The sequence below is a fragment of the Acinetobacter lwoffii genome, assembly GCF_024129355.1.
Taxonomy (GTDB): Bacteria; Pseudomonadota; Gammaproteobacteria; order Pseudomonadales; family Moraxellaceae; genus Acinetobacter; species Acinetobacter lwoffii_I.
This window is the reverse complement of record NZ_JAMXXP010000018.1, coordinates 1-22,530: the sequence shown is the minus strand read 5'-3', so window position 1 is coordinate 22,530 and position 22,530 is coordinate 1. Positions and strand designations below refer to the sequence as shown.

The following is a 22,530-nucleotide window of genomic DNA, read 5'->3' as shown; positions in this document are numbered from 1 at the left end:
TCAGTACCATCAGGAAATATCTGCCGGAAAAGTAATCACTTGCTCCAGTTTCATTTGATTGGTTGCAATCATCAACAAACGGTCAATTCCAAGGGCAATTCCAGAACATTCCGGCATATTCGGTAAAGCTGCCAATAGATATTTATCGATCGGCATGACATGCAAGCCCAGCTTGGCCCGTTCTGCATTATCCGCCTCAAAGCGCGAACGCAATACGTCGGCATCAATCAGCTCATCATAGGCATTGGCCAATTCTAAACCTTCGATATACAATTCAAAACGTGCGGCGACCAGTTCACCATCTTCATCGGTTCGGGTTTTGGCCAGTGATGCCATTTCAGGGGGGAAATCAGTCAGGAATACTGCAGTATCAAAACCCAGACTAGGTTCAACCATATGTGAAAATAACAGGTCGATATAACCGAGACGATCCTCGCCTAAATCCAGATTGAGTCCAACGCGGCGGCAGCAATCTTTCAGTTCCTGTAAAGTGGCTTGAAGTGGATTGAGATCCAGACGATCCATGAAAGCATGTTTATAGCTTAGAATGGTCGGACGGATTTCGCCAAAACGTGCTTTCAAAGTCACATTCAGCAAATCCGATACTTCAAACATCAGATCTTTTAAGCTAAATCCCGGGCGATACCATTCCAGCATGGTGAATTCGCTATTGTGCTTGCGTCCATGCTCATCATTGCGGAAGACCTTACAGATTTGGTAAATGGGTCCACTACCACTGGCCAATAAGCGCTTCATAGCAAATTCGGGTGAGGTCTGCAAATAATGCGTATTCAGTTTACCCAGCACATGGCGCTGTGCCTGTACCGAGGCTAAATGCACATCGGTCACACCGGCTTGAGACAAAATCGGTGTTTCCACCTCTAATACATCCCGCTCAGCGAAAAATTGACGGATTTGACGATATAAGGTCGCCCGTGCACGCATGGCTTGAAGGTCACAAGTGGGTTGATACGTCATCGTCATGCCTTCGGCCCACCATGTGCTGCCCACTCACGACGCAGCGGATAGGTTTTACGTAAATGATCAAATGCCTGCTGATCGATTTTGCCTTCTTTGAGACAGGCACGTAGATTGGCATCATCACGAGCAATGTCATAAATTTGGGATAAATGCTGTTGCAATGCCATTTTTAAATCCTGCCCCTGAAAAAACTGCTCACAGATAGGCAGCTGGGATTCAAACTGTTTATTGGCTGCAAAACCGAAAGTTTGACAAAAAGCTTCGTAAATCATCTGGGTACCACGTGCCTTGCCTTCCAGGCTATAGCCGGCAATATGCGGAGTCACCAAAGTCACCAGATCCAGAAGTTCTGCTGAAATCAGCGGTTCGTGTTCAAAAACATCCAAAATTACGGGGCGTTGTGTCGCTTTAATATCTTGAATTAAGGCAGTTTCTTCAATCACTGGTCCACGCGCTGAGTTAATCAGGATCGCGTCAGGCTGCATTTTTGCCAACGCAGTAGCATTAAATAAATGATAGGTTGGATATATGCCTGTTTTGGTTAAAGGGACATGAATTGAAACGGCGTCCGCCTGCTGCAGCAGTTCATGAAATTCGACTTGATCAACCTGCTCTCTTTGCACAAAAGGATCGCAACCGATCACGCGCCAGCCCAAGAGCTTCGCCATGTAGGCCAGTCGGGTTCCGACATTACCCAAACCGACAATACCCAGGGTAAATGTCGTATTGGCATCGAGTAATTCAGGACGTACCTGCAATAATGCGGTAATGACATATTCAGCCACTGCTTGCGCATTACAGCCGGCTGCATTACTCCACTGAATCCCATGTTGTTCTAATGCAGCAATATCCAAATGATCTGTACCAATGGTGGCACTGCCCACAAATTTGATCGAACTATTCTGTAGCAGTACTTCATTGACCTGAGTCACTGAACGTACCAGCAAGCTATCGGCATCTTTGACATCATCTGCGCTTAAGGTTCGCCCTGCACAATGTTGAATGTCACCAAATTCGGAAAAGAAATAATCGGTAAATGCCAGATTTTCATCTGCGACAATTTTCATAATGAGATCCATATGATGCTTGGGCGTATAATAGCGCGTTGACGCCTCTGACTCTATATTTGGCCGATACGTCCATTTTTCAAGATTTTATGAATTAAGTTCAGGACTGAAGAATTTAATATTCAAGATCTGCAGCCTAAAAAGAAAAACCCCAATCTTTCGACTGGGGTTTTAAAAATTTGGCGGAAGCGGTGAGATTCGAACTCACGGAGGACTCACACCCTCGTCGGTTTTCAAGACCGGTGCATTAAACCGCTCTGCCACGCTTCCTTGGCCGCCATCATATAAATAAATTAGATTTTTGGCAATAAAATTTAGCGAAACTTCTATAAAAAGCGGCTTATTCAGCTAAAAATCATCCGAAATCAAAGCCAACCTGGGCATTTTCATTCAAAGATTTGAATCTTGAAATGATCTTGAGTTGTATTTAACTCAGTAGAGAATAATGAGAGAAATAATCACATTCAGCATCAAGCGGATCAACAACTGAAAAAATATTCAGACATAAAAAAACCCAGTCAAATTGACTGGGTTTTTAAAATTTGGCGGAAGCGGTGAGATTCGAACTCACGGAGGACTCACACCCTCGTCGGTTTTCAAGACCGGTGCATTAAACCGCTCTGCCACGCTTCCATGGCCGACATGATATAAACAAAAATCATGCTTGGCAAATATTTTTATGCTTTCACTGCATCAACTGCACAAAATAAAATCAATTACATTAATCTGCTGAATTTTCTGGCTTTTCATAACGAATTGAGTTGATGAACCAAAGTTTCTTGCCGGAGGGGGTCAATACCTCGGCCTCATCATCGACCTGCTTGCCTAATAACGCGCGTGCCATCGGTGAACTGATCGAAATATGCTGCGGATGATGATCATAAATTTCATCTACACCGACAATACGTAAAGTTTTTTGTTCACCTTCTTCATTTTCAATGTCCACCCAGGCACCAAAATAGACCTTGCCCTCTTGCTCCGGGGAAAAATCGATGATTTTCAGTTCTTCGAGGCGCTTGCCGAGATACCTGACCCGTCGATCAATTTTACGCAAAATTTGCTTGTTATATTGGTAGTCTGCATTTTCAGAACGGTCGCCGAGACTAGCGGCCCAGTTTACTTTTTTGGTAATTTCAGGGCGCTCTTCATGCCAGAGATTCTTAAGTTCTGCCACCAATTTATCGTGTCCAGCACGGGTGATTAAGTTGGATTTCATACGTCTTGCTGATCATATTTTCAGTGTTTTAACTTACAAACAGCTTATTTTATTTACCATTTTAACACAATGACAAAATTCCAAAAAAATTAACCCTATATTTCAATATCTTAAAATTATTTTTAAAAATAATTTGTGTACAAAATTTGACAATCGTTTTTCAGATCATTAATATGCCAGCAACTCCCGGAAATGCTTACTTTTTAATCTATGTAGTTTTTCTACATAATTATCTTTAAATCTCTTGTCATTTTGAATGACGTCATGACTGCCCAACCCTTATTGAATTTATCAAACTGTTAAAATTTCTGGCTTTATTGGCTGTGATTTTTAGGGCATAAATTACTTGTAGCGGAGACAACATGCACAGTAGTTCATCCACTGGGTCGAGGCTTTGCCTAAGATCTGTAATTTCTTCTCTCCCTTTGAAAGTACTTGTACTGAGCACTGCATTTATTCCCCTACACAGTATCAATGCAAGTAAGACCACACTTCAGTTTGATCATGTGGTCAATAGCAATAAGTTGACCGTGGTTGCGGTTGAAAATCCGACTACCGTATTCCAGGATGGACAACATCTACATGGCTTCGGTTATGATCTGGTTCGTAACTATGCCAACAATCTGAATGTAAAGCTCGATTTTAAAATCGTCCCTGATAATAATACGGCACTACAATGGGTTGCTCAGGGTAAAGCCAATCTGGCTATGACAACTACCGATATACGCACCATTGAAAACAAGCGTTTGACGTCATTCTCAGCCACTTGTGGCGATGAATCGATTCTGTCGAGTAATGGCTTGAATACCAATTTAAACCTAGTATTTAAATCTGCTACAGATCCTTTGAGCCAGACGGCCAGTGCTTTTGTCTGCAAAGGTAAACAAAGTGGTGCCATCAAGCAGCTTGCTTCATTTTATAATCAGAATGTGGTGAAAGAGGAATCCTGGACCACCATTCAACGTGATTTGAACAATCGCCTGCCGATCTATGAAGCGAGTTTTAAACAGACAGCGCAGCAGTATGATCTGGATTGGCATTTACTGGCGGCCATTGGTTATCAGGAATCTTATCTGAAACCGAATTCAGTTTCTCCGACGGGTGTGCGTGGTTTGATGATGCTGACCAACAGTACAGCAAAAGCCATGGGCGTGAGTAACCGTACCGATCCTGCTCAAAGTATTCAGGGTGGTGCCAAGTATTATGATCAAATGCTTAGTCGCTATGAGCATATTCCTTTTCCAGATCGGAACTGGTTTGCACTGGTAGCGTATAATATGGGTCCAGGTGCAGTGAATCAGTTGCAAAAGCGCATTCAGTCGCAAGGCAAGAACCCGAATAACTGGGTGAACTTATATGCCTATCTGGATCAGAATAAGGCCAATAATGGTCGTTACCGTCAAGCGGTGCAATATGTAACCCGTATTCGTGCTTATCTGGAGCATATCAAGACTACACCGCAATTGGTGAATATCTAAGCTGAAATCTTAGCGTTAATCAAAATGCCATAAAAAAAGCTTACCTCAGGGTAAGCTTTTTTGGTCTTTATTCGGGCGAATGTCTTAGCAGAATTAAGCCGTGGTATTTTCAAGTACTTTCTTGAACAAATCTTTTTGTTCCTGACTTGGTTTTGCAGTTTGAAGTGCCATCAATTGTGACATATCACCCTGTACTTTGATTTTACCTGTCATGAAGGCCTGCATCGCAGCAGCCATATCAAACTCTAGAAAAACTTTACGTAGAGTTTCGCCATCCATATTCAGCGTAGTTTTGGCATTTGAAGACAAACCTTTTTTGATTGCCCCACCATCTAAAGATAGTTCAGTATTACCTGTAGTGTCCGCTACAACCAAATTAATCGCAAGGTTCGCCAAAGCTGGTGGCAAATTCAAATCGCCAGCTTGCGCAGTTAGAGTTTCTACAGTTGAAAACCAATCATCAGTTAAAAAAGCAGGCATGATCTTTCCTCAAATTATTTGTTCATTTGTGTCGACTATCCAGACGACATCATGTTGAAGCTATTATGCTTGTGCTTTGTTATATCATGATCATTAGCGCAAAGGCTAACGAATTTTGTACGCGCCGTTCAATTTTTGTAGTTCTATTTTTATTTATGTTTATAAGCAGACATCAACCCGCAGGCTGATGTCTACACGTTCTAAAATTAGTCTGCAGCAAAGCCCAGATTGACCATATTGATCCGACGGTTCTCGCCTTCCACAGCTTCTTCAGTTGAATCACCGCCTTTGAAGTCGAATTCACGCTGGCTGTCCAGCACTTCAAAATCAAATAATTCACGATCGACCAGCTGCGATGGCGAAACATTTTGCAATGCGCCAAAAATGCTGTGCAGACGTTTTGGATGTGCTTTATCCCAATCACGTAACATGTCATTGATAATTGCGCGCTGCAGGTTGTCCTGAGAGCCACATAAATTACATGGAATAATTGGAAATTGACGCATTTCTGCATATTTGATGATGTCTTTTTCTTCCACATAGGCCAGTGGGCGAATCAGAATGTTCTTTTTGTCTGAAGACAACAGTTTTGGTGGCATAGCTTTCAAGCTGCCGCCATGGAACAGGTTCAGGAAGAAAGTCGCCAAGATATCATCACGATGATGGCCTAAAGCAACTTTGGTCGCGCCAATTTCCTGCGCAAAACCGTATAAAGAACCACGACGCAAACGCGAACAGACTGCACAATAGGTTTTGCCTTCTGGCGTCAGTTTTTTGGTAATGCTGTAGGTGTCTTTTTCCAGAATGTAATACGGAATATTATTTTCTTCTAAATAACGCGGTAGAACATCTTCAGGGAAGCCTGGCTGTTTCTGATCCAGATTTACAGCCACTACATCGAAATTGATCGGTGCGATGCGCTTGAACTGTAGCAGGATATCCAACAGGGTATAACTGTCTTTACCACCAGAAATACACACCATGACCTTATCGCCTTCTTCAATCATCTTGAAGTCACGAATGGCATGTCCGACCTGGCGGCGAAGCTTCTTCAACAAACGGTAGTAGGCTGAGCTTGTTGGCAGTTCAGGTTTGAAATTAAATCCTTGTTCGGACTCAACTGGCGAGTACATAGACGAGATTAACCCATAAAAAAAATACCGCGCAATTTTAGCCGATTCAGACCGCTATCGCATCAAAAGAATTTATTTTCATGAAAATGTCTTATTAGTTTCATTTTCATGTTTTATTTAGATTGATATATTGAACGATTGCGTTCATTTTTTAGTCAAGATGCTTATCTTTTGGACTTTTCCACAGTTGTCCACAAAAGCTGTGGATAACTTTGTGGATTGAAACAGACTTGACAACTTGTCCGGCTCAAAAGATAAGGCTTTTCTTTAAATTGATCATTTTTTGATCAATTTAATTATTTATAAAAATCAATTAGTTAACCCTGTCAAGCCTAAGGTTTTAAATTAAATCATATTTTTTTTTCTACTGCTAAAATGTAAAAAATGACTTGCATTTACAAACTCGTTTATAAATGCAGCGCACAAGTCTTTTCATTCCGTAATTTTTTGTTAAACTCTTTATTGAATTTTTCTCGCTTGTGTTTACTTAATATAAACAATGAAAATAAATGTGTATGTTTTGGGGCGTTATGGGATCAGTGGTTTGCTATTGGCAAGCTGTTGTCATTTTGCTTATGCCGGTCAAACGATCTATCAATTACGTGACAGTAATGGCAGTACTTTATTGACCAATAAAAAAAGTCGCTATAACCATCTACAGGTAGAAAAGAAAACCTATTATCCAGACAGCAATATTCACAGTTATAGCAACTGGGGTTCAAGTGAAGCTTCGGTATTGCCAAGTTATAGTAAAAATAAAAATGCCTATGACTCGATCATCCGTCAGGCAGCACAAACCTATGGTGTATCTGAAGGCTTGATTAAAGCTGTGATGCATACCGAATCCGGTTTTAATGTACAGGCACGCTCTCCAGTCGGTGCACAGGGCTTAATGCAACTCATGCCGGCGACTGCCCGTCGTTTTAATGTCAGCAACGCTTATGACCCGCAGCAGAATATTATGGCAGGTGCCAAATATCTGGCCTGGTTATTGAAACGTTTTAATGGCAACACCACCTTGGCACTGGCAGGCTATAATGCCGGTGAAGGTAATGTTGCCAAATATAAGGGTGTGCCACCGTTTCGTGAAACTCAGGACTATGTCCGTCGTGTCAGCAGCCGTTATCAGAACTTATATGCTCAGGGAATTGGCAATACTAGTTCTACCTATACAGCATCTTCTGGTACTGGCCGTGTGATTGCCAGTTCTGACAATTATTCGATTGAAACCACCACAGCTTCCAATATTCAGGCTGCCAAGTATCAGCGTCAGATCATTGCTCAAGCGGATGGCAGTTTCACCGATGCACCGGCAGGCTCATATGCCACCGCGAATGCGTCAGCATCTGCAAAAATATATTTAAGTGAATAACTCCTAAACAGCTTTGTTTTTAAAGACCTATGTTTCAATTTGCACAAAAAATATCCTGTGTTTTTTGTAGCCAAATGCTATTTTTTCCTTGAATTCTTCTCGATTTCACCGCATATTGATTTCAATGATTTACATTTAATAATCAGATTATTTTTCTGTAATAAGAGGATTTCTCAATGATGCGGATTGGTTTGTTCTTGCTAACCAACCTCGCGGTACTGGTTGTAGCTGGCATTATCTTGTCACTCTTCGGTGTCGGTAGTTACCATGGCGCAGGTGGCTTGAATCTAGGCAACCTGTTGGTCATCTGTTTTGTGTTCGGTATGGTCGGCTCAATGATTTCCCTGTTCATGTCTAAATGGATGGCGAAAAAGACCACGGGTACTGAACTGATTGACCCGAATGCACCTCGTAACCAAGCTGAAGCCTGGTTGCTCCAAGAAGTTGCACAACTTTCTCAGCGTGCAGGCATTAAAATGCCGGAAGTGGGTATTTTCCCCTCTTACCAGTCGAATGCCTTTGCCACCGGCTGGAACAAAAATGATGCTCTCGTTGCGGTATCAACTGGCTTGCTTGAGCGTATGAACAAAGACGAACTTCGTGCAGTATTAGCGCATGAGATTGGTCATGTCGCCAATGGTGACATGGTCACTCTGGCACTAATCCAAGGTGTTGTGAACGCCTTCGTGATGTTCTTCGCACGTGTCGCAGGTGATTTTATTGACCGCAATGTCTTTGGTCGTGAAGAAGGTGAAGCCCCGGGTATTGCCTATTTCGTGATTACTATTGTGCTGGATATCGTGTTCGGTATCTTGGCATCGTCGATTGTGATGTGGTTCTCTCGTCACCGTGAATACCGTGCTGATGAAGCAGGTGCACGTCTGGCAGGTAAACAAGCCATGATTTCAGCATTACTGCGCTTACAGGCAGAATCTGAAATGCCAGATGCCATGCCGAAAGAAATGAAAGCATTTGCGATTTCTGCGGGTAAAGAAGAAGGCTTTAGCCTTGCTGCATTGTTCCAGACGCATCCAAGCATCGAACAACGTGTCGCTGCATTGCAACAACTTGATTGTGCTTAAGTAAAACTTTATTTTTGATTCAAAAAAAGCCTGCAATTGCAGGCTTTTTTTATTGGATTCAATTATTCTTTAGCTGACCTATCATTGGCTGAACCATTGATACAGCGCCATAGCACCCCACCCGATCGCGAAGACAAATACAATCAGGAATAAAGTACCTAAAATATCGGGGATATGAATCCAGATCCAGGCCACCACGGGATTGCGCCAGAATGCTGATTGCTGTTGTTTGCGTTCCAGACTTTCATGCAAAAATGGATGCACCACATGTCGATCGCTATTAATCTGATATTCCTCGCGAATATGCAGGTGCACGACATCGAGCGCTTTGCGACTGGGCCGAATAAAAATATCAAAGACCGTGCCTGCCACCGGAATAAATCCTACTACCGCATCGATCGCCGCCATTTTCATCACTGGATTGAGTTTGGCACTCGGCACCCCAATCTGTTTGGCCTTATGAATGGCATAACAGGTCAGTACAAAACCGGCAATATCTCCAGCAACCGGAATCGTACTCAAAGCCGCGTCTGCCCCCACCCCTTGCTTGGTAAATGGAATACGCACCACGGAATCCATCATATTGGCAAACTTGGCCAGATCACGTTCCAGACGTATCACCTCTTGTTGGCTTAATTTTGGTTTTTGTCCAGACTCAGGCATAAGTTATTCCAGAAATAATGCTGATTTTCTTGAGCATAAAGTATTTTTTCTAGGCTGATGTATCAATCTGTGAATTAAAACAATAATTTGGAAGCAACGAATAAATACAGAATCACACCGGTAGCATCGCAGATAGAAGTCACTAACGGCGCCGAAGCACTGGCAGGATCAAGTTTGAGTTTATTTAAAATAAAAGGCAGACTCATGCCGATCAGGCAGCCCGTCAACACAATCCCGAGCATACTGATGGCCAGCACCACAGCTACCATAATATCTCCCCGAATATAACCCAGAATGGATACCGCAATCGCCATAGTGCCGCCTAAGCACAGCGCCACCAGAGATTCGCGACTGAGCAAATTAAACCAATCCTTAAATTCGACATCGCCTGTGGCCAAAGCACGCACCATCAAGGTGGCTGATTGCGAACCGGCATTCCCGCCACTGCCCACCAAAAGTGGCAAGAAAAATACCAGCACGATATGTGCGGCAATGATCTCTTCAAAGTGTGCAATCCCGACTCCAGAGAGCAGACTGCCAAAAACCAGAATGACCAACCAAAAGACCCGCTTCTGATACAGGGTCAAAATCGGGGCAGTTTTAAGGCTCAACTCAGTCAACGGGGTTACTGCACCCGACTTTAAAATATCTTCAGTGGTTTCGGCTTCGACAATGTCCATAGCATCGTCATAGGTGACAATTCCTAAGAGTTTTTGCTGGGCATCAACCACTGGCAAGGCAATAAAATCATAATAGGCCAAGGCTCTAGCCACAATTTCCTGATCATCTGTTACCTGGGCAGAAATGACGTCACGTTGCATCACTTCGGCAATGCTCAGCTCAGCTAAGGCCTGAATGATCTGCCTTAGGGAAATCACACCGATCAGCCGTTTTTCTGCATCGACAATATATATCAGATACAGGGTTTCCTGCCCGGCGGCCACCACACGTAAAGCCTTTATCGCTTCATCCATGGTTAAATCGGGTGAGAGCGTCACAAAACGTGAGCTCATCATGGCACCTGCTGTACCTTCCGGATAGATGGCCAGATCTTTGAGTGTCTGCTGGGATTCTTCAGATAATGCGCCCATCAATTGCAGCTGTAGCGGCGGCGAAAACTGCTTATAAATATCGACAAAATCATCAGAAGGCATTGCATCCAGAATAGGAACAAGTTCTGAAATAGATAAGTGCTGTGCCACGTTTAACTGCTGCCCTAGGGGCATAAAAGCATAGACCAAGCTCGATTCATTCAGTTCCTTTAAAATTCGGGCCTGTTGCCGAGCATCTAAACGACTTAAAATGCGTGCCTGATCGGCGACATTCAGCTGACTGAGTAAACCTACAGCGATGTCGTGATTTTCAGAATGAAATTGTTGTTGGATATGCTGGATTTTTTCTGAAATTGTCGGCATAAGCAGCTCATTATAAAAGTCTGGCAGTCAAGAGAGGTTTGTCCTGATCCCTATGTATCCTAATTTTTTCATGTGAATAATTTTAATGATCATGCTGCAATATGACGATATTTTTTGTATAAATCAATTCCTCGATATTTAGCCATAAAAAAGCCTGACTGAGTCAGGCTTGTTCACTTTCTAAAGATGGATACTCTATCACCACTGATTGAGAAACCGTTTTTTTAATCATCAGACTACGAATCAATACATACATAAAGGGAATAAACAGCAGTACCAGGACAGTGGCAAATAGCACCCCACCAAAAACACTACTGCCAATCTCCTGCCGGCTGATTGCACTGACGCCGGTGGCAAACATCAAAGGCAGTACGCCCGCTGCAAATGCAATGGAGGTCATGAGAATAGGACGCAAGCGTAAGCCCGCGGCCAGTATCGCGGCCTGAACCGGAGTATGACCTGCCCGCTCTGCTTGTGCAGCAAATTCTACAATCAAAATTGCATTTTTACAGGACAGACCGATAGTCGTCAGCAAGGCGATATGAAAGTAAATATCGTTCGCAAAACCAAACCAGACACAGAACAGAATACTTCCTCCCACGCCCAGAGGAATCGCGGTCAACACCACAGCAGGAATCGTCCAGCTTTCATAGAGTGCCGTTAAACATAAGAAAATAAAGGCAATCGAAATTAGATACAAGAAAATAGCTTGCCCACTGCTACGTTTTTCTTCTAAGGCGGCTCCACTCCAGGCCAAATTTACTCCGTCTTGTTCATCGACTAAAGCTTCGACATCTTGCATGGTTTGACTCGAAAATTGATCTTTGGGAATACCTGCATATACAGGCACGGCGTTATAGCCCATATAACGGTTGATACTATTCGGTCCACCTTGCCAATTCAGCGTAGTGAATTGATTAAACGATAACATTTCGCCTGTGCTATTACGAACATGCCAATGTGCCAAATCTTCAGGTTTAGAACGGAACTCCGCTTCGCCTTGCATGATGACCCGTTTGATTTGTCCACGATCAATAAAGTCGTTGATATAAGTACCACTCCAAGCCGCAGCCAACGTACTATTAAAACTTTGCTGAGGTACGGCATATTTGAGTAAACGTTCTACATCCAGTTTAATATTCAGCTCGGCACTTTCTTTGGGTACATCAAGTTGTAAATATTCAATCGATGATTTTGCTTTGGCACGAGTTTCAATCTCAGAGAAGGATTGCTGTAAAAACTCGCTACCCCGTGAATCTAGATCTTGTAACCAGAAGTCGACCACACGTCCATTACTTGACATAGAAGGTGCCATAAAGAAAATCTGGGCATTGGCATGATTGGCAAAGTGCTTTTGTGCACGATCTACAATAGCAAAGACGGTATCTTCAGGATTTTTACGCGCTGCCCAGTCCTTTAATACGACAAATAGCTGACCACGATAAGGCCCAACCCCAACATTGTTTCCGCTATACCAAATCCCAATGCTTTGAATGCGCTCAGATTCATGTTGCATTAAATAGTCCTGGACTTCACGCCCTACTTTTTCTATCTCAGAACGTGGTGCATTGCCCGGCATCACAATTTGACCCATGACAAAGCCCATATCTTCCGTTGGCATTAGCCCTTCGGGCAAGGTTTTATAAAGCCAGCCAAAGCCTAAAACACATATACTAAATACAGCCAACATCGTCATTTTAAACTGCATGCTACGTGCAGAAAGCTTTTGGTAACGTATGGTGAGCTTATCCATGCCACGATTAAAACGCTGTGCCCATTTTGGTTGATGTGGTTGACGTTTTAGCAGTTGCGCTGCAAATGTAGGGGTGATGATGAGTGCCACCAATAAAGAAAGTAGCATTGCCACGACCAACGTGATGGAAAACTGACGATAGATGACTCCTGTCATACTGCCAAAAAATGCCATGGGAATAAATACAGCAGTTAAGACCAAAGTAATCCCGATCAATGCACCGCTGATTTCCTTCATTGACTTTAAAGCTGCAGCCTGAGCATCCAAATGTTCTTCATGCATCAAACGTTCAATGTTTTCCACGACCACAATGGCATCATCGACCAACAGGCCAATCGCCAAAATCAGGGCAAACAAGGTAAAACTGTTTAAGCTCATTCCCAATACATACAGCACCGCAAATGTGGCTAAAACTACAATCGGAATCGTGACTGCAGGAATAATAGTAGCGCGCCAGTTTTGCAGGAAGATAAACATCACCAAGACCACCAGTACCATCGCTTCGACCAAAGTTTTCGCGACTTGTTCAATTGAACTGGTAATAAATGGGGTTCTGTCCATAGTCATACGCAATTGATAATGTGCAGGCAAATTGGCTTGGGCATTTTTCAATACCGTTTGCATCTGCTCTGAAACCGCAATGGCATTACTCCGTGGCGCCAATTGAATCGATAATGCAGCGGATAAATGACCGTTGGTATAATTTAAATGATTATAACTTTCTGCCCCTAATTCAACACGTGCGACATCTTTCAAGTACAGGACCGAACCTGAATCTGTTGTTTTCACAATAATTTTTTCAAATTCATCAATGCTACTTAAACGTGAATCCGCACTGACCTTAGCATTCATGTATTGATCTTGTGCTGTCGGTAATCCACCAATAGAACCAGACACAAGTGGTGCATTTTGTGTCTCGACTGCATTGCGAATATCACTCGGCATCAAATTAAATTGGCGTAGTTTATGTGGATTGAGCCAAATGCGCATCGCATAGCCTGCGCCATAAAGCTCCACTTCACCCATCCCGTCAATACGGGAAAAACGCGGTTCGACATGCACCATTAAATAGTCAGCAAGCTCTGTAGGTGTCGCCTTCCCTGATTCATCATATAAACTCAGTAATGCAAATTGATCATAACCTTGTTTATAAACAGCCACTCCATTTTGCTGGGTTTCTTCAGGCAATCGACTTAGCACACCATTGACCGCATTTTGCACTTGCAACAATGCCTGATCGAGATCCACGCCTTGCTCAAACGACAGGGCCAGATTTGCACGCCCCACGCTACTGTTGGACTGAAAGCTTTCCAAACCTTCAATGCCTTTTATCGCTTGTTCTAAAATTTGCGTGACCGATTGCTCAACGGTTTCCGCAGATGCACCACGATACCCCGCAGAAACACCTAACGCAGGTGCATCCATATTCGGCATATGCTCAATCGGAATTTTTTGCAGTGCAAAAATTCCTAATACCATCATGATAATGGCAATCACGGTTGCAAATTTAGGTCGATAAATAAAAAAGCGTGACAACATGAATAAAAATCCCCATCAGATGCATTCTCACGACGCATTCTTGTATGAATAGATGATTTTTATAGCAATTTTCACACCATGCTGAAAACGCAACCAGTCATTGGACGAGTTTTGGCGATAAAAAAATCCCCGTATAAACGGGGATTTTTCAGCTCTAAAGTTTTCCTTTATTTTAAGCACGCGATTTTTTGATGATGAGTCGACGAATTAAAACATACATAAATGGAATAAAAATCAGCACCAGCAATGTTCCAAAAATGACACCACCAAATACACTCACGCCAATTTCCTGACGACTCACCGCACCAGCGCCTGTAGCAAAGACCAGCGGTAAAATCCCTGCGCCAAAGGCCAAAGAAGTCATCAAAATTGGACGTAGACGTAAAGACGCACCTTCTAATGCGGCTTCTACTACCGATTTACCTTGTTGCTGCGCTAATGAAGCAAATTCCACAATCAGAATGGCATTCTTACAGGACAGACCAATGGTAGTCAGCAAGGCAATCTGGAAATAGATATCATTCGGGAAACCAGCCAGATAACTGAAAATAATATTGCCGCCAATCCCGAGTGGAATAGCTGACATCACGGCGGTTGGAATGCTCCAGCTTTCATATAAAGCCGCCAGACAAAGAAAAATAAAACCAATTGAAATCAGATACAGCCAGATCGCCTGATTATTGGACTGTTTTTCCTCGAAAGAAAGACCGCTCCAGACCACATCCACCCCTTCCTGCTCGGCAATTAAAGCTTCCACATCTTGCATGGCCTGGCCGGAACTGCTGTCTTTGGCCCGATCGGCTTCCATTTGCAATGCGGTATACCCCATAAAGCGGTTGACCACTTCAGGACCACCACTCCAGCCCACTTGCGAGAAGTTACTGAAAGGCACCATCTGATTTTGGTCATTTCGTACATGCCACTGTGCCAGATCTTCCGGCTTAGAGCGGAATTCAGCATCACCCTGCATAATCACCCGTTTAATCCGACCACGATCAATAAAGTCATTGATATAACTGCCGCCCCAAGCACTGGATAAAGTACTGTTGATTGCCGATTGAGTCAGGCCGTTGGCCATGGCCTGTTTCTGATCAATATTGACACGTAGTTCTGCTTTGTCAGGATTAGAACGCTTGCCCAGATTTTCAAAGCTTGTATAGTTGCCCGCCCGAGCTTCCAGCGCTTTAAATTGCTGTTCCAGATATTGCCGGCCATTGCCATTGATATCTCGAATCCAGAAATCCAGACCATCGGTTTGTCCAAGACCATTGACTGAAGCTGGCATGGACACGTTAATTTGTGCATTGCGATTACTTTGAAAATGCTTCAAGGCCCGTTCACGAATCGCTTGTGCAGTATTGTCCTGACCGGAACGCTCATCCCAATGTTTCAACGCTACAAAACCGGTCGCAAGGTTCTGACCAGTTCCAGAGAAATTTCGCCCATAACGGATCATCACCAGATTGACATTAGCTTGTTCCTGATCCAGAAAATACTTACGGACTTCTTCACCGATCTGAATGGTATTTTTCATCGGAGCGCCTTCCTGCAATTTGATTTGCAAGCTTAAGATCCCCTGATCCTCACTCGGCAAGAAACTGGTCGGCAAAGCACGATAGAACAGCGCAAACACACCGATCAATCCAGCAAACAATAGTAGACAAATCGCCTGACGCTGAATCGTGAGTTTAGACAAATTCAGATAACGATGTTTTAAATGATCCAGTTTCTGGTTAAACCAGGATGCCCATTTTGCCGGTTTAGGATTCGGTTTTAGAATAAGCGCGCACAATGCTGGGGTTAGAATCAATGCCACCATTAAGGACAGCGACATGGCCGCAACCAAAGTGATAGAAAATTGGCGATAGATCACGCCAGTCGAACCACCAAAGAAAGCCATCGGAATAAAGACTGCGGTCAAAACCAAAGTAATCCCGATCAGTGCTCCACTAATTTCCTGCATGGATTCCAGGGCCGCGTCCTTGGCAGACAGTTGCTTTTCATGCATCAACCGTTCGACGTTTTCCACCACAACAATCGCATCATCCACCAACAGGCCGATCGCCAGAACCAGCGCAAATAAGGTTAAGGTGTTGATACTCATACCCAGTGCATACAGCACCGCCATCGTACCCAAAATCACCACTGGAACAGTCACGGTAGGAATCAAAGTGGCACGCCAGTTCTGCAAGAAAATGAACATCACAATGATGACCAAGATCACGGCTTCGATCAGGGTTTTGATCACTTCTTTAATTGATTCTTGTACAAAAGGCGTATTGTCACGTGGGTAAGCAATTTTATAGCCTTCAGGCAATTGCTGGGAAATACGGGCAATTTCAGCCTTAATCAGATTAGAGGTGGCAATGGCATTGGCCCCTGAGGCCAGTGAAATACCCAGACCTGCTGATGGATAACCATTATTGGTACTATAAGACTGATAATTTTCAGCACCCAGTTCTACCCGCGCAATATCTTTCAAATAAATAAAGCTGCCGGCACGATCCGATTTGACAATAATATTCTGGAATTCTTCTACAGTTTTTAGCCGTGAACCCGAAGTAACTTTGGCATTCAGGTATTGCTCGTCTATGGCTGGAAGATCACCAATCGCACCAGCAGCGACCTGAGTATTCTGGGCTTCAATCGCAGCACGCACATCACTTGGCATCAGGTTATATTGTTTTAATTTTGCCGGATTCAGCCAGATCCGCATCGCATATTGTGAACCAAAAACATCCACCTCACCAATGCCTTCAATCCGGGAAATGTCCTGTTCCAGATGGGTCATCAGATAGTCGGAAAGTTCAATATTGTTGCTGCGCCCCGACTCATCATACAGGCTGATCACCATATGGGTATCACCGAGCGATTTAAAGACATTAACGCCTTGGCGTTGTACATCTTCCGGTAATCGGTTTAGTACCCCATTAATCGCATTTTGTACCTGAACCTGTGCAGTATCTGGGTTGGTGCCATTTTCAAAGCTAATACTGACCCGGCTGCGCCCTGAAGAATCACTACTCGAACTGAAATACAGCAGATGATCAATGCCTTTGATTTGCTGTTCCAGCACTTGAGTCACACTTTCTTCCACAGTTTCTGCAGAAGCACCGCTATAAGTTGCTGCCACCGTTATCCTTGGCGGGGCAATGTCCGGATAACGTTCCACTGACAGGTTCATCACTGCGAACAAGCCGATTGCCATGACAACAATCGCCAGTACCCCAGCGAAGATCGGGCGGTGGATAAAAAATTTAGACAGCATAAGTCCGGGTCACTTTTAATTAAATAGGGGTAAATTGATGCAGAACATAAGCATGCTATATCCAAATATTCAGTGACATAGCACTAGAATGCAAGAATTAAACACATAAAAACTGCGATAAAAACCAATCATGGAGAAATTATGGATAATCCCTCTTGAGCATATTCTTGAGATTGCTCTTCCCTATTTATTAATAGCATTTTTCCAAACAAAAAACCCTGCATCTGCAGGGTTTTTTGGTGAATCAATTGAGCGGATTAAGCGCTGAACTGGTTCATTGTGTTTTTAGAATCATCACCAGCTTTCAATGCATTGTCACCAGCGAAGATTTCTTTGTGGTCATCACCGATGTCAGAACCAGCCATTGCTTGGTGTTTAACACATGCGATACCGCCGCGGATTTCTTTACGTTGTACGCCAGCAACATAAGCCAACATACCTTCAGTACCGAAGTAACCTTGAGCAAGCTCATGAGTAGAAAGTGCAGCTGTGTGGTAAGTCGGAAGTGTGATCAAGTGATGGAACACACCCGCTTCACGAGCAGCGTCAGCTTGGAATGTACGAACTTTTTCGTCAGCTTCAGCAGCCAGTTCAGTTGCATCGTACTCAGCGCTCATTAACTTAGCACGGTCGTAAGCAGAAACGTCTTTACCTTCAGCAACCCAACGGTCATACGCTTGTTGACGGAAGTTTAAAGTCCAGTTGAACGAAGGCGAGTTGTTATAAACAAGTTTCGCATTTGGAACTGTTTCACGTACACGGTTAACCATGTGAGCGATTTCAGCAACGTTAGGCGTCGCAGTTTCGATCCAAAGCAAGTCAGCACCGTTTTGTAGGCTAGTTACACAGTCAAGTACAACGCGGTCGATTTGCGTGCCTTCACGGAACTGGTATAGACCAGAAGCAAGACGTTTAGGACGGTGAAGTTTACCATCACGCTTGATCAGAATTTCGTCTTCTTGAGCTTCTGAAATGTCGATTTCAGTTGTGTCTAAGTAGCTAATGTATTGAGAAGCGATGTCGCCTGGCTCTTTAACCACTGGGATTTTTTGAGTCAAGTCAGCGCCTTCAGAGTCAGTACGTGCAACGATGATACCGTCATCAAGACCCATTTCTAGGAATGCATAGCGAAGAGCGTGGATTTTCGCGATGAAGTCTTCGTGTGGAACTGTTACTTTACCAGCTTGGTGACCACATTGTTTCGCATCAGAAACCTGGTTTTCGATTTGTAGTGCACAAGCACCCGCTTCGATCATTTTCTTGGCAAGTAAGTAAGTCGCTTCTTCGTTACCGAAACCAGCGTCGATGTCCGCAATAATTGGCACAACGTGAGTTTGGAAGTTGTCGATTTGTGAAGTGATTTCAGCTGCTTTAGCAGTGTCGCCCGCTTCTTGTGCTTTTTTAAGTGCACGGAACAAGTCGTTTAATTCTTTCGCGTCAGCTTGACGTAAGAATGTGTAGATTTCTTCGATCAATGCAGGAACAGACGTTTTTTCGTGCATAGATTGGTCAGGAAGTGGACCGAATTCTGAACGAAGCGCTGCAACCATCCAACCAGAAAGGTAGATGTAGCGACGTTCAGTTGTACCGAAGTATTTTTTGTTCGCAATCATTTTTTGTTGCGCGATGAAACCGTGCCAGCAACCTAGTGATTGAGTGTATTTGCTAGAGTCTGCATCATAAGCAGCCATATCACGACGCATAATTGCCGCTGTATATTTCGCAATGTCTAAACCAGTTTTGAAACGGTTTTGAAGTTGCATACGCGCAGCATCTTCAGGACTGATGTCTGCCCAAGTGTTACCGAATTTCGCTTTTAATTCGCGGATTGCATCAATCGCTGTTTGGTATGTAGTCATGATATATTCCTGTAATAATATTAGGATTTTTCTGCAACGAACCGCTCAAATCACACCCTCAATGACTTGTTCAGATTTTCGACGATCCGTTGGGATAGCTAAAGATTAGTGGGCTTATGAAAATTAATCCAATAGTCTGCAAGAATCTTCAGTATTTATTTAAAAAATGAGTAGATCAAAGTCTTATTACAATCTTGATAGATTAAATTAAGATTATGTTTTATATATATTTATTTAAAAATAAAAATGGATAAAATTTCCACATGTTGCTTAAAAATAATTCATTAGACTTAAGTCTGGATATGGGGTTTATGCCCTTTTATCTTTAAAAAATACTGATCTTTGATGATTTATTCAACTTGATGAATTCTCGATTTAGTGTACTTTTCACTCAAATACTGAACGTAAGAACAGCCTTTCTCATGTTCTTTTAAAGCGAAAAGATGGTTTTCATTTCCCTCTATAAAAAGGCTAAATGATATTCTATTTAACGTGCATCTTTTTCTTATGTACACTTTGAATAATGGAGCTTAAGCCTGTGTTAATTTTGTAAACTTTATCAGTGAGCACATGGCTTTTTTTCATCGACGCTTTACACAAGGCCCGGCAATTATGGCATAATCTTCATAATTTCTTGTATTTATTCTCGGTATTTCTTTTATGAATCTGGAGCGGGTCGATCTCAATCTATTAATTTATCTTGATGTACTTCTTCGCGAAAAAAATGTCACACGTGCAGCAGAACAACTGGGCGTTACCCAGCCTGCCATGAGTAACATCTTACGCCGATTACGCAATTTATTTAATGATCCCCTCCTGATTCGTTCTTCTGAAGGCATGACACCCACTGAACGTGCCTTAGAATTGCAGCCCCGCATTCGAGATGCGCTCGCTGATCTGTCGATGATCCTGGAACCACGTACCGAGTTCCGTCCATATACCTCAAATCGTGTCTTCCGGATCATGACCTCGGATTATGCAGAAGCCACGCTGGTTCCACGTCTGGTTAAAGCCCTACGTTCAGAAGCACCGAACGTGGTATTAGACTTCCTGACGCCAAGTGACGTGTCATATCGTGACATGGAACAAGGCAAGGTCGATCTGGCAATCAACCGTTTTAATGAAATCCCGCAAAGTTTTCATCAGGTTTTGGTCTGGCGTGACAGCTTTTCTTGCCTTTTAAATAACAAGCATCCTGCCGCAAGCAACTTAAACCTTAAAAGTTACCTGGATGCACAGCATATCTGGGTTTCCAAAACCGGTATGGGTGTTGGCTTCGGGGTAAATCCTGAAAAACAGGCCGGTTTAGGCTGGATCGATCAGGCTTTAGAACGTATTGGCCAGAAACGTAAAATCTCAGTCTTTACCCGTCACTACCAGATGCCGGGGTTATTGGCTGCCAATGTCGATCTGGTCGCAACACTGCCTTCACGCATTGCACGTTTGCAAGCCAAGAATCACAATTTAATTCTCAAAGATCCGCCGTTTTATATTCCTGAATTTGAATTGAAAATGGCATGGTGTCCTTTATTGCATCATCATCCGGCGCATCGCTGGTTACGTCAGCTGATTTTATATGTCGCCCGCCAGATGATTGAAGAAGAAAACCGTGAATTCCTGAGCAATAATTCTCAATTTTCACATTATTAAACTCAAAATCTTCTAAATTCTTATTTTTTAAGATTATACTTCGAAGACTTGAGATGTCATTGTTACACCTCAAGTCTTTTTTTGTGTTAAAAATATCCCAAGATACTATTCATCCACAGGTGGATTTGTGAGCCTCTTACAAAATATCGTGATTATCTTAATACTCATCACGGGGGCCGGTTTTTTATCTTTAACTGAAATCGCCCTCGCTGGTGCCCGTAAAGTCAAACTCAAAATTCTGGCTGAGTCGGGTGATCATCGCGCTCAAAAAGTTTTAGATCTACAAGAAAATTCTGCAGACTTCTTTGCAGCCTCCCAAATTGGTTTAAATGCAGTTGCCATTCTTGGTGGTATTTTAGGTGAAGGTGCCTTCCGTCCTTATATTTATAATTTTGTTTCCCGCTTTTACCAAGGACCTTGGGCTGACAATATCAGCTTTGCGCTTTCGTTTACGGTCGTCACTTCATTATTTATTTTATTTGCAGACCTGATGCCGAAACGTCTGGCCATGATTGCGCCAGAAAAGATCGCAGTCTCAGTCATCGAGCCAATTCAGATTTTCATTAAAGTCTGCAAACCTTTGGCTTGGTTTATCAATGCGATTGCCAACATGCTGTTCCGTCTGTTTAAAGTAAATACTATTCGTGATGACAATATTACTTTTGATGATATTTCTGCAGTGATGGATGCCGGTGCACAGGCAGGCGTGCTCCAGAAACAGGAACACCATTTCATTGAAAACGTATTCGAGCTGGAAGAACGTAACGTGCCTTCGAGTATGACCACACGTGAAAATGTGGTGTTCTTCACCTTGAATGAACCGGAAGAAAGTATTCGGCAAAAGCTGGCAGAATATCCCTACTCCAAGTTTCTGGTATGTAGCAATGACATTGACAGTGTGATTGGCTATGTCGATGCCAAAGACATTCTGGTGCGTATTCTGAACAACCAGTCGCTGCTGCAGCTCAATGAAAATACCATCCGTAATGTGTTGACCATTCCTGACACTTTGACCTTATCGGAAGTTCTGGACCGTTTCCGCTCTACCAAGGAAAAGTTTGCCGTCGTCATTAATGAATATGCGCTGGTCGTTGGGGTGATTACCCTTTCCGATATTATGATTACCGTGATGGGTGACTGGGTGACGCCTATTGAAGCCGATCAGCAAATTATTAAACGAGATAATAATTCCTGGTTGATTGAAGGCAGTACACCGATTGAAGACATCAAGCATGCGCTTGAAATTGATGAGATGCCTGATGATGAAAACTATGAAACCATCGCTGGCTTCATGATGTATAAATTACGCAAGATTCCACGTCCTGCAGATGCAGTGATATTTGGTGCTTATAAGTTTGAAGTGGTGGACGTCGATCACTTTAAAATTGACCAGTTACTGGTGACCCGCCTAATCGAAACCAATTCAGTTATTCAAGAAGAATCAGATTAATCTGGTTCTTCTTTTTAGCCCTCTATTCAAAAAATTAGGGTGTGTTGACACTTTTAGCTTAAAAAAATAGCGAAGTAGTAAAATCAAATCGCCAAACCCAATTTTACTATTCGCTATGCCTCGT

15 protein-coding genes and 2 tRNA genes are annotated in these 22,530 nt (G+C 43.1%); 5 read left to right on the top strand and 12 right to left on the bottom strand.

Annotated features, from left to right (window positions below; genetic code table 11):
* Positions 1-9: 9 nt before the first annotated feature.
* From epmA to greB, 5 genes are all read right to left on the bottom strand, one after another.
* Positions 10-984, bottom strand: coding sequence for an EF-P lysine aminoacylase EpmA (gene epmA, locus NI468_RS09885; RefSeq protein WP_004645738.1), 975 nt, complete (start codon positions 982-984; stop codon positions 10-12).
* Complete coding sequence (locus NI468_RS09880; RefSeq protein ID WP_004645739.1) at positions 981-2,048, bottom strand: 4-phosphoerythronate dehydrogenase; 1,068 nt, start codon at positions 2,046-2,048, stop codon at positions 981-983. Before NI468_RS09880 ends, epmA begins: the two co-directional genes overlap by 4 nt.
* A 180-nt stretch (positions 2,049-2,228) precedes the next feature.
* Positions 2,229-2,318 (bottom strand) — tRNA-Ser (locus NI468_RS09875).
* A gap of 273 nt (positions 2,319-2,591) precedes the next feature.
* A tRNA-Ser gene (locus NI468_RS09870) sits at positions 2,592-2,681 on the bottom strand.
* Positions 2,682-2,769: 88 nt separating this feature from the next.
* The gene (greB, locus tag NI468_RS09865; protein WP_004645740.1) at positions 2,770-3,264 is read right to left on the bottom strand and encodes a transcription elongation factor GreB; all 495 of its coding nucleotides are present in this window, start codon (positions 3,262-3,264) and stop codon (positions 2,770-2,772) included.
* A gap of 362 nt (positions 3,265-3,626) precedes the next feature.
* Here greB and NI468_RS09860 point away from each other — a divergent pair, with 362 nt between their 5' ends.
* Positions 3,627-4,742, top strand: a complete 1,116-nt coding sequence (locus NI468_RS09860; protein WP_005252511.1) for an MltF family protein — start codon at positions 3,627-3,629, stop codon at positions 4,740-4,742.
* Positions 4,743-4,835: 93 nt separating this feature from the next.
* On the opposite strand, the gene NI468_RS09855 is transcribed toward NI468_RS09860, so the two are convergent.
* Both NI468_RS09855 and ttcA read right to left on the bottom strand, forming a co-directional pair.
* Positions 4,836-5,222, bottom strand: coding sequence for an SCP2 sterol-binding domain-containing protein (locus NI468_RS09855; RefSeq protein WP_004280536.1), 387 nt, complete (start codon positions 5,220-5,222; stop codon positions 4,836-4,838).
* Positions 5,223-5,428: 206 nt separating this feature from the next.
* Positions 5,429-6,355 carry a tRNA 2-thiocytidine(32) synthetase TtcA gene (ttcA, locus tag NI468_RS09850; protein ID WP_004280538.1) on the bottom strand — a complete coding sequence of 309 codons (927 nt, stop codon included), beginning with the start codon at positions 6,353-6,355 and terminating at the stop codon, positions 5,429-5,431.
* 499 nt (positions 6,356-6,854) lie between these two features.
* On the opposite strand from ttcA, the gene NI468_RS09845 reads away from it, so the two are divergent.
* Together NI468_RS09845 and htpX are read left to right on the top strand one after the other, a co-directional pair.
* Entirely contained in the window at positions 6,855-7,727 is an 873-nt protein-coding gene (locus NI468_RS09845; RefSeq protein ID WP_253101612.1) for a lytic transglycosylase domain-containing protein, read from the top strand.
* A gap of 176 nt (positions 7,728-7,903) precedes the next feature.
* A complete protein-coding gene (gene htpX / locus NI468_RS09840) occupies positions 7,904-8,809 on the top strand; it encodes a protease HtpX (protein WP_004280540.1) in 906 nt (301 codons plus the stop codon).
* 81 nt (positions 8,810-8,890) lie between these two features.
* Here htpX and NI468_RS09835 read toward each other — a convergent pair whose 3' ends face one another.
* The 5 genes from NI468_RS09835 to NI468_RS09815 form a co-directional block, all read right to left on the bottom strand.
* Positions 8,891-9,472 carry a DUF4112 domain-containing protein gene (locus tag NI468_RS09835; RefSeq protein ID WP_004280542.1) on the bottom strand — a complete coding sequence of 194 codons (582 nt, stop codon included), beginning with the start codon at positions 9,470-9,472 and terminating at the stop codon, positions 8,891-8,893.
* Positions 9,473-9,546: 74 nt separating this feature from the next.
* Positions 9,547-10,887 carry a magnesium transporter gene (gene mgtE / locus NI468_RS09830; RefSeq protein WP_168386990.1) on the bottom strand — a complete coding sequence of 447 codons (1,341 nt, stop codon included), beginning with the start codon at positions 10,885-10,887 and terminating at the stop codon, positions 9,547-9,549.
* 163 nt (positions 10,888-11,050) lie between these two features.
* Positions 11,051-14,179 carry an efflux RND transporter permease subunit gene (locus NI468_RS09825; protein WP_253101609.1) on the bottom strand — a complete coding sequence of 1,043 codons (3,129 nt, stop codon included), beginning with the start codon at positions 14,177-14,179 and terminating at the stop codon, positions 11,051-11,053.
* A gap of 172 nt (positions 14,180-14,351) precedes the next feature.
* A complete protein-coding gene (locus NI468_RS09820) occupies positions 14,352-17,447 on the bottom strand; it encodes a multidrug efflux RND transporter permease subunit (RefSeq protein WP_253101607.1) in 3,096 nt (1,031 codons plus the stop codon).
* A 257-nt stretch (positions 17,448-17,704) separates the two neighbouring features.
* Positions 17,705-19,306 carry an isocitrate lyase gene (locus NI468_RS09815; RefSeq protein WP_004280550.1) on the bottom strand — a complete coding sequence of 534 codons (1,602 nt, stop codon included), beginning with the start codon at positions 19,304-19,306 and terminating at the stop codon, positions 17,705-17,707.
* Between the two features lie 660 nt (positions 19,307-19,966).
* Between NI468_RS09815 and NI468_RS09810 the strand changes: the two genes are divergently transcribed.
* Positions 19,967-20,956, top strand: a complete 990-nt coding sequence (locus tag NI468_RS09810) for a LysR family transcriptional regulator (RefSeq protein ID WP_004280551.1) — start codon at positions 19,967-19,969, stop codon at positions 20,954-20,956.
* A 127-nt stretch (positions 20,957-21,083) separates the two neighbouring features.
* Positions 21,084-22,406, top strand: a complete 1,323-nt coding sequence (gene paeA / locus NI468_RS09805; protein ID WP_004280552.1) for a polyamine export protein PaeA — start codon at positions 21,084-21,086, stop codon at positions 22,404-22,406.
* The last annotated feature ends 124 nt before the right edge of the window (positions 22,407-22,530 follow it).

What these genes read in the sequence shown, in the direction of transcription:
- epmA (WP_004645738.1), bottom strand. Translation starts at nt 984, where the DNA reads ATGACGATGACGTATCAACCCACTTGTGACCTTCAAGCCATGCGTGCA.
- NI468_RS09880 (WP_004645739.1), bottom strand. Translation starts at nt 2,048, where the DNA reads ATGAAAATTGTCGCAGATGAAAATCTGGCATTTACCGATTATTTCTTT.
- greB (WP_004645740.1), bottom strand. Translation starts at nt 3,264, where the DNA reads ATGAAATCCAACTTAATCACCCGTGCTGGACACGATAAATTGGTGGCA.
- NI468_RS09860 (WP_005252511.1), top strand. Translation starts at nt 3,627, where the DNA reads ATGCACAGTAGTTCATCCACTGGGTCGAGGCTTTGCCTAAGATCTGTA.
- NI468_RS09855 (WP_004280536.1), bottom strand. Translation starts at nt 5,222, where the DNA reads ATGCCTGCTTTTTTAACTGATGATTGGTTTTCAACTGTAGAAACTCTA.
- ttcA (WP_004280538.1), bottom strand. Translation starts at nt 6,355, where the DNA reads ATGTACTCGCCAGTTGAGTCCGAACAAGGATTTAATTTCAAACCTGAA.
- NI468_RS09845 (WP_253101612.1), top strand. Translation starts at nt 6,855, where the DNA reads ATGAAAATAAATGTGTATGTTTTGGGGCGTTATGGGATCAGTGGTTTG.
- htpX (WP_004280540.1), top strand. Translation starts at nt 7,904, where the DNA reads ATGATGCGGATTGGTTTGTTCTTGCTAACCAACCTCGCGGTACTGGTT.
- NI468_RS09835 (WP_004280542.1), bottom strand. Translation starts at nt 9,472, where the DNA reads ATGCCTGAGTCTGGACAAAAACCAAAATTAAGCCAACAAGAGGTGATA.
- mgtE (WP_168386990.1), bottom strand. Translation starts at nt 10,887, where the DNA reads ATGCCGACAATTTCAGAAAAAATCCAGCATATCCAACAACAATTTCAT.
- NI468_RS09825 (WP_253101609.1), bottom strand. Translation starts at nt 14,179, where the DNA reads ATGTTGTCACGCTTTTTTATTTATCGACCTAAATTTGCAACCGTGATT.
- NI468_RS09820 (WP_253101607.1), bottom strand. Translation starts at nt 17,447, where the DNA reads ATGCTGTCTAAATTTTTTATCCACCGCCCGATCTTCGCTGGGGTACTG.
- NI468_RS09815 (WP_004280550.1), bottom strand. Translation starts at nt 19,306, where the DNA reads ATGACTACATACCAAACAGCGATTGATGCAATCCGCGAATTAAAAGCG.
- NI468_RS09810 (WP_004280551.1), top strand. Translation starts at nt 19,967, where the DNA reads ATGAATCTGGAGCGGGTCGATCTCAATCTATTAATTTATCTTGATGTA.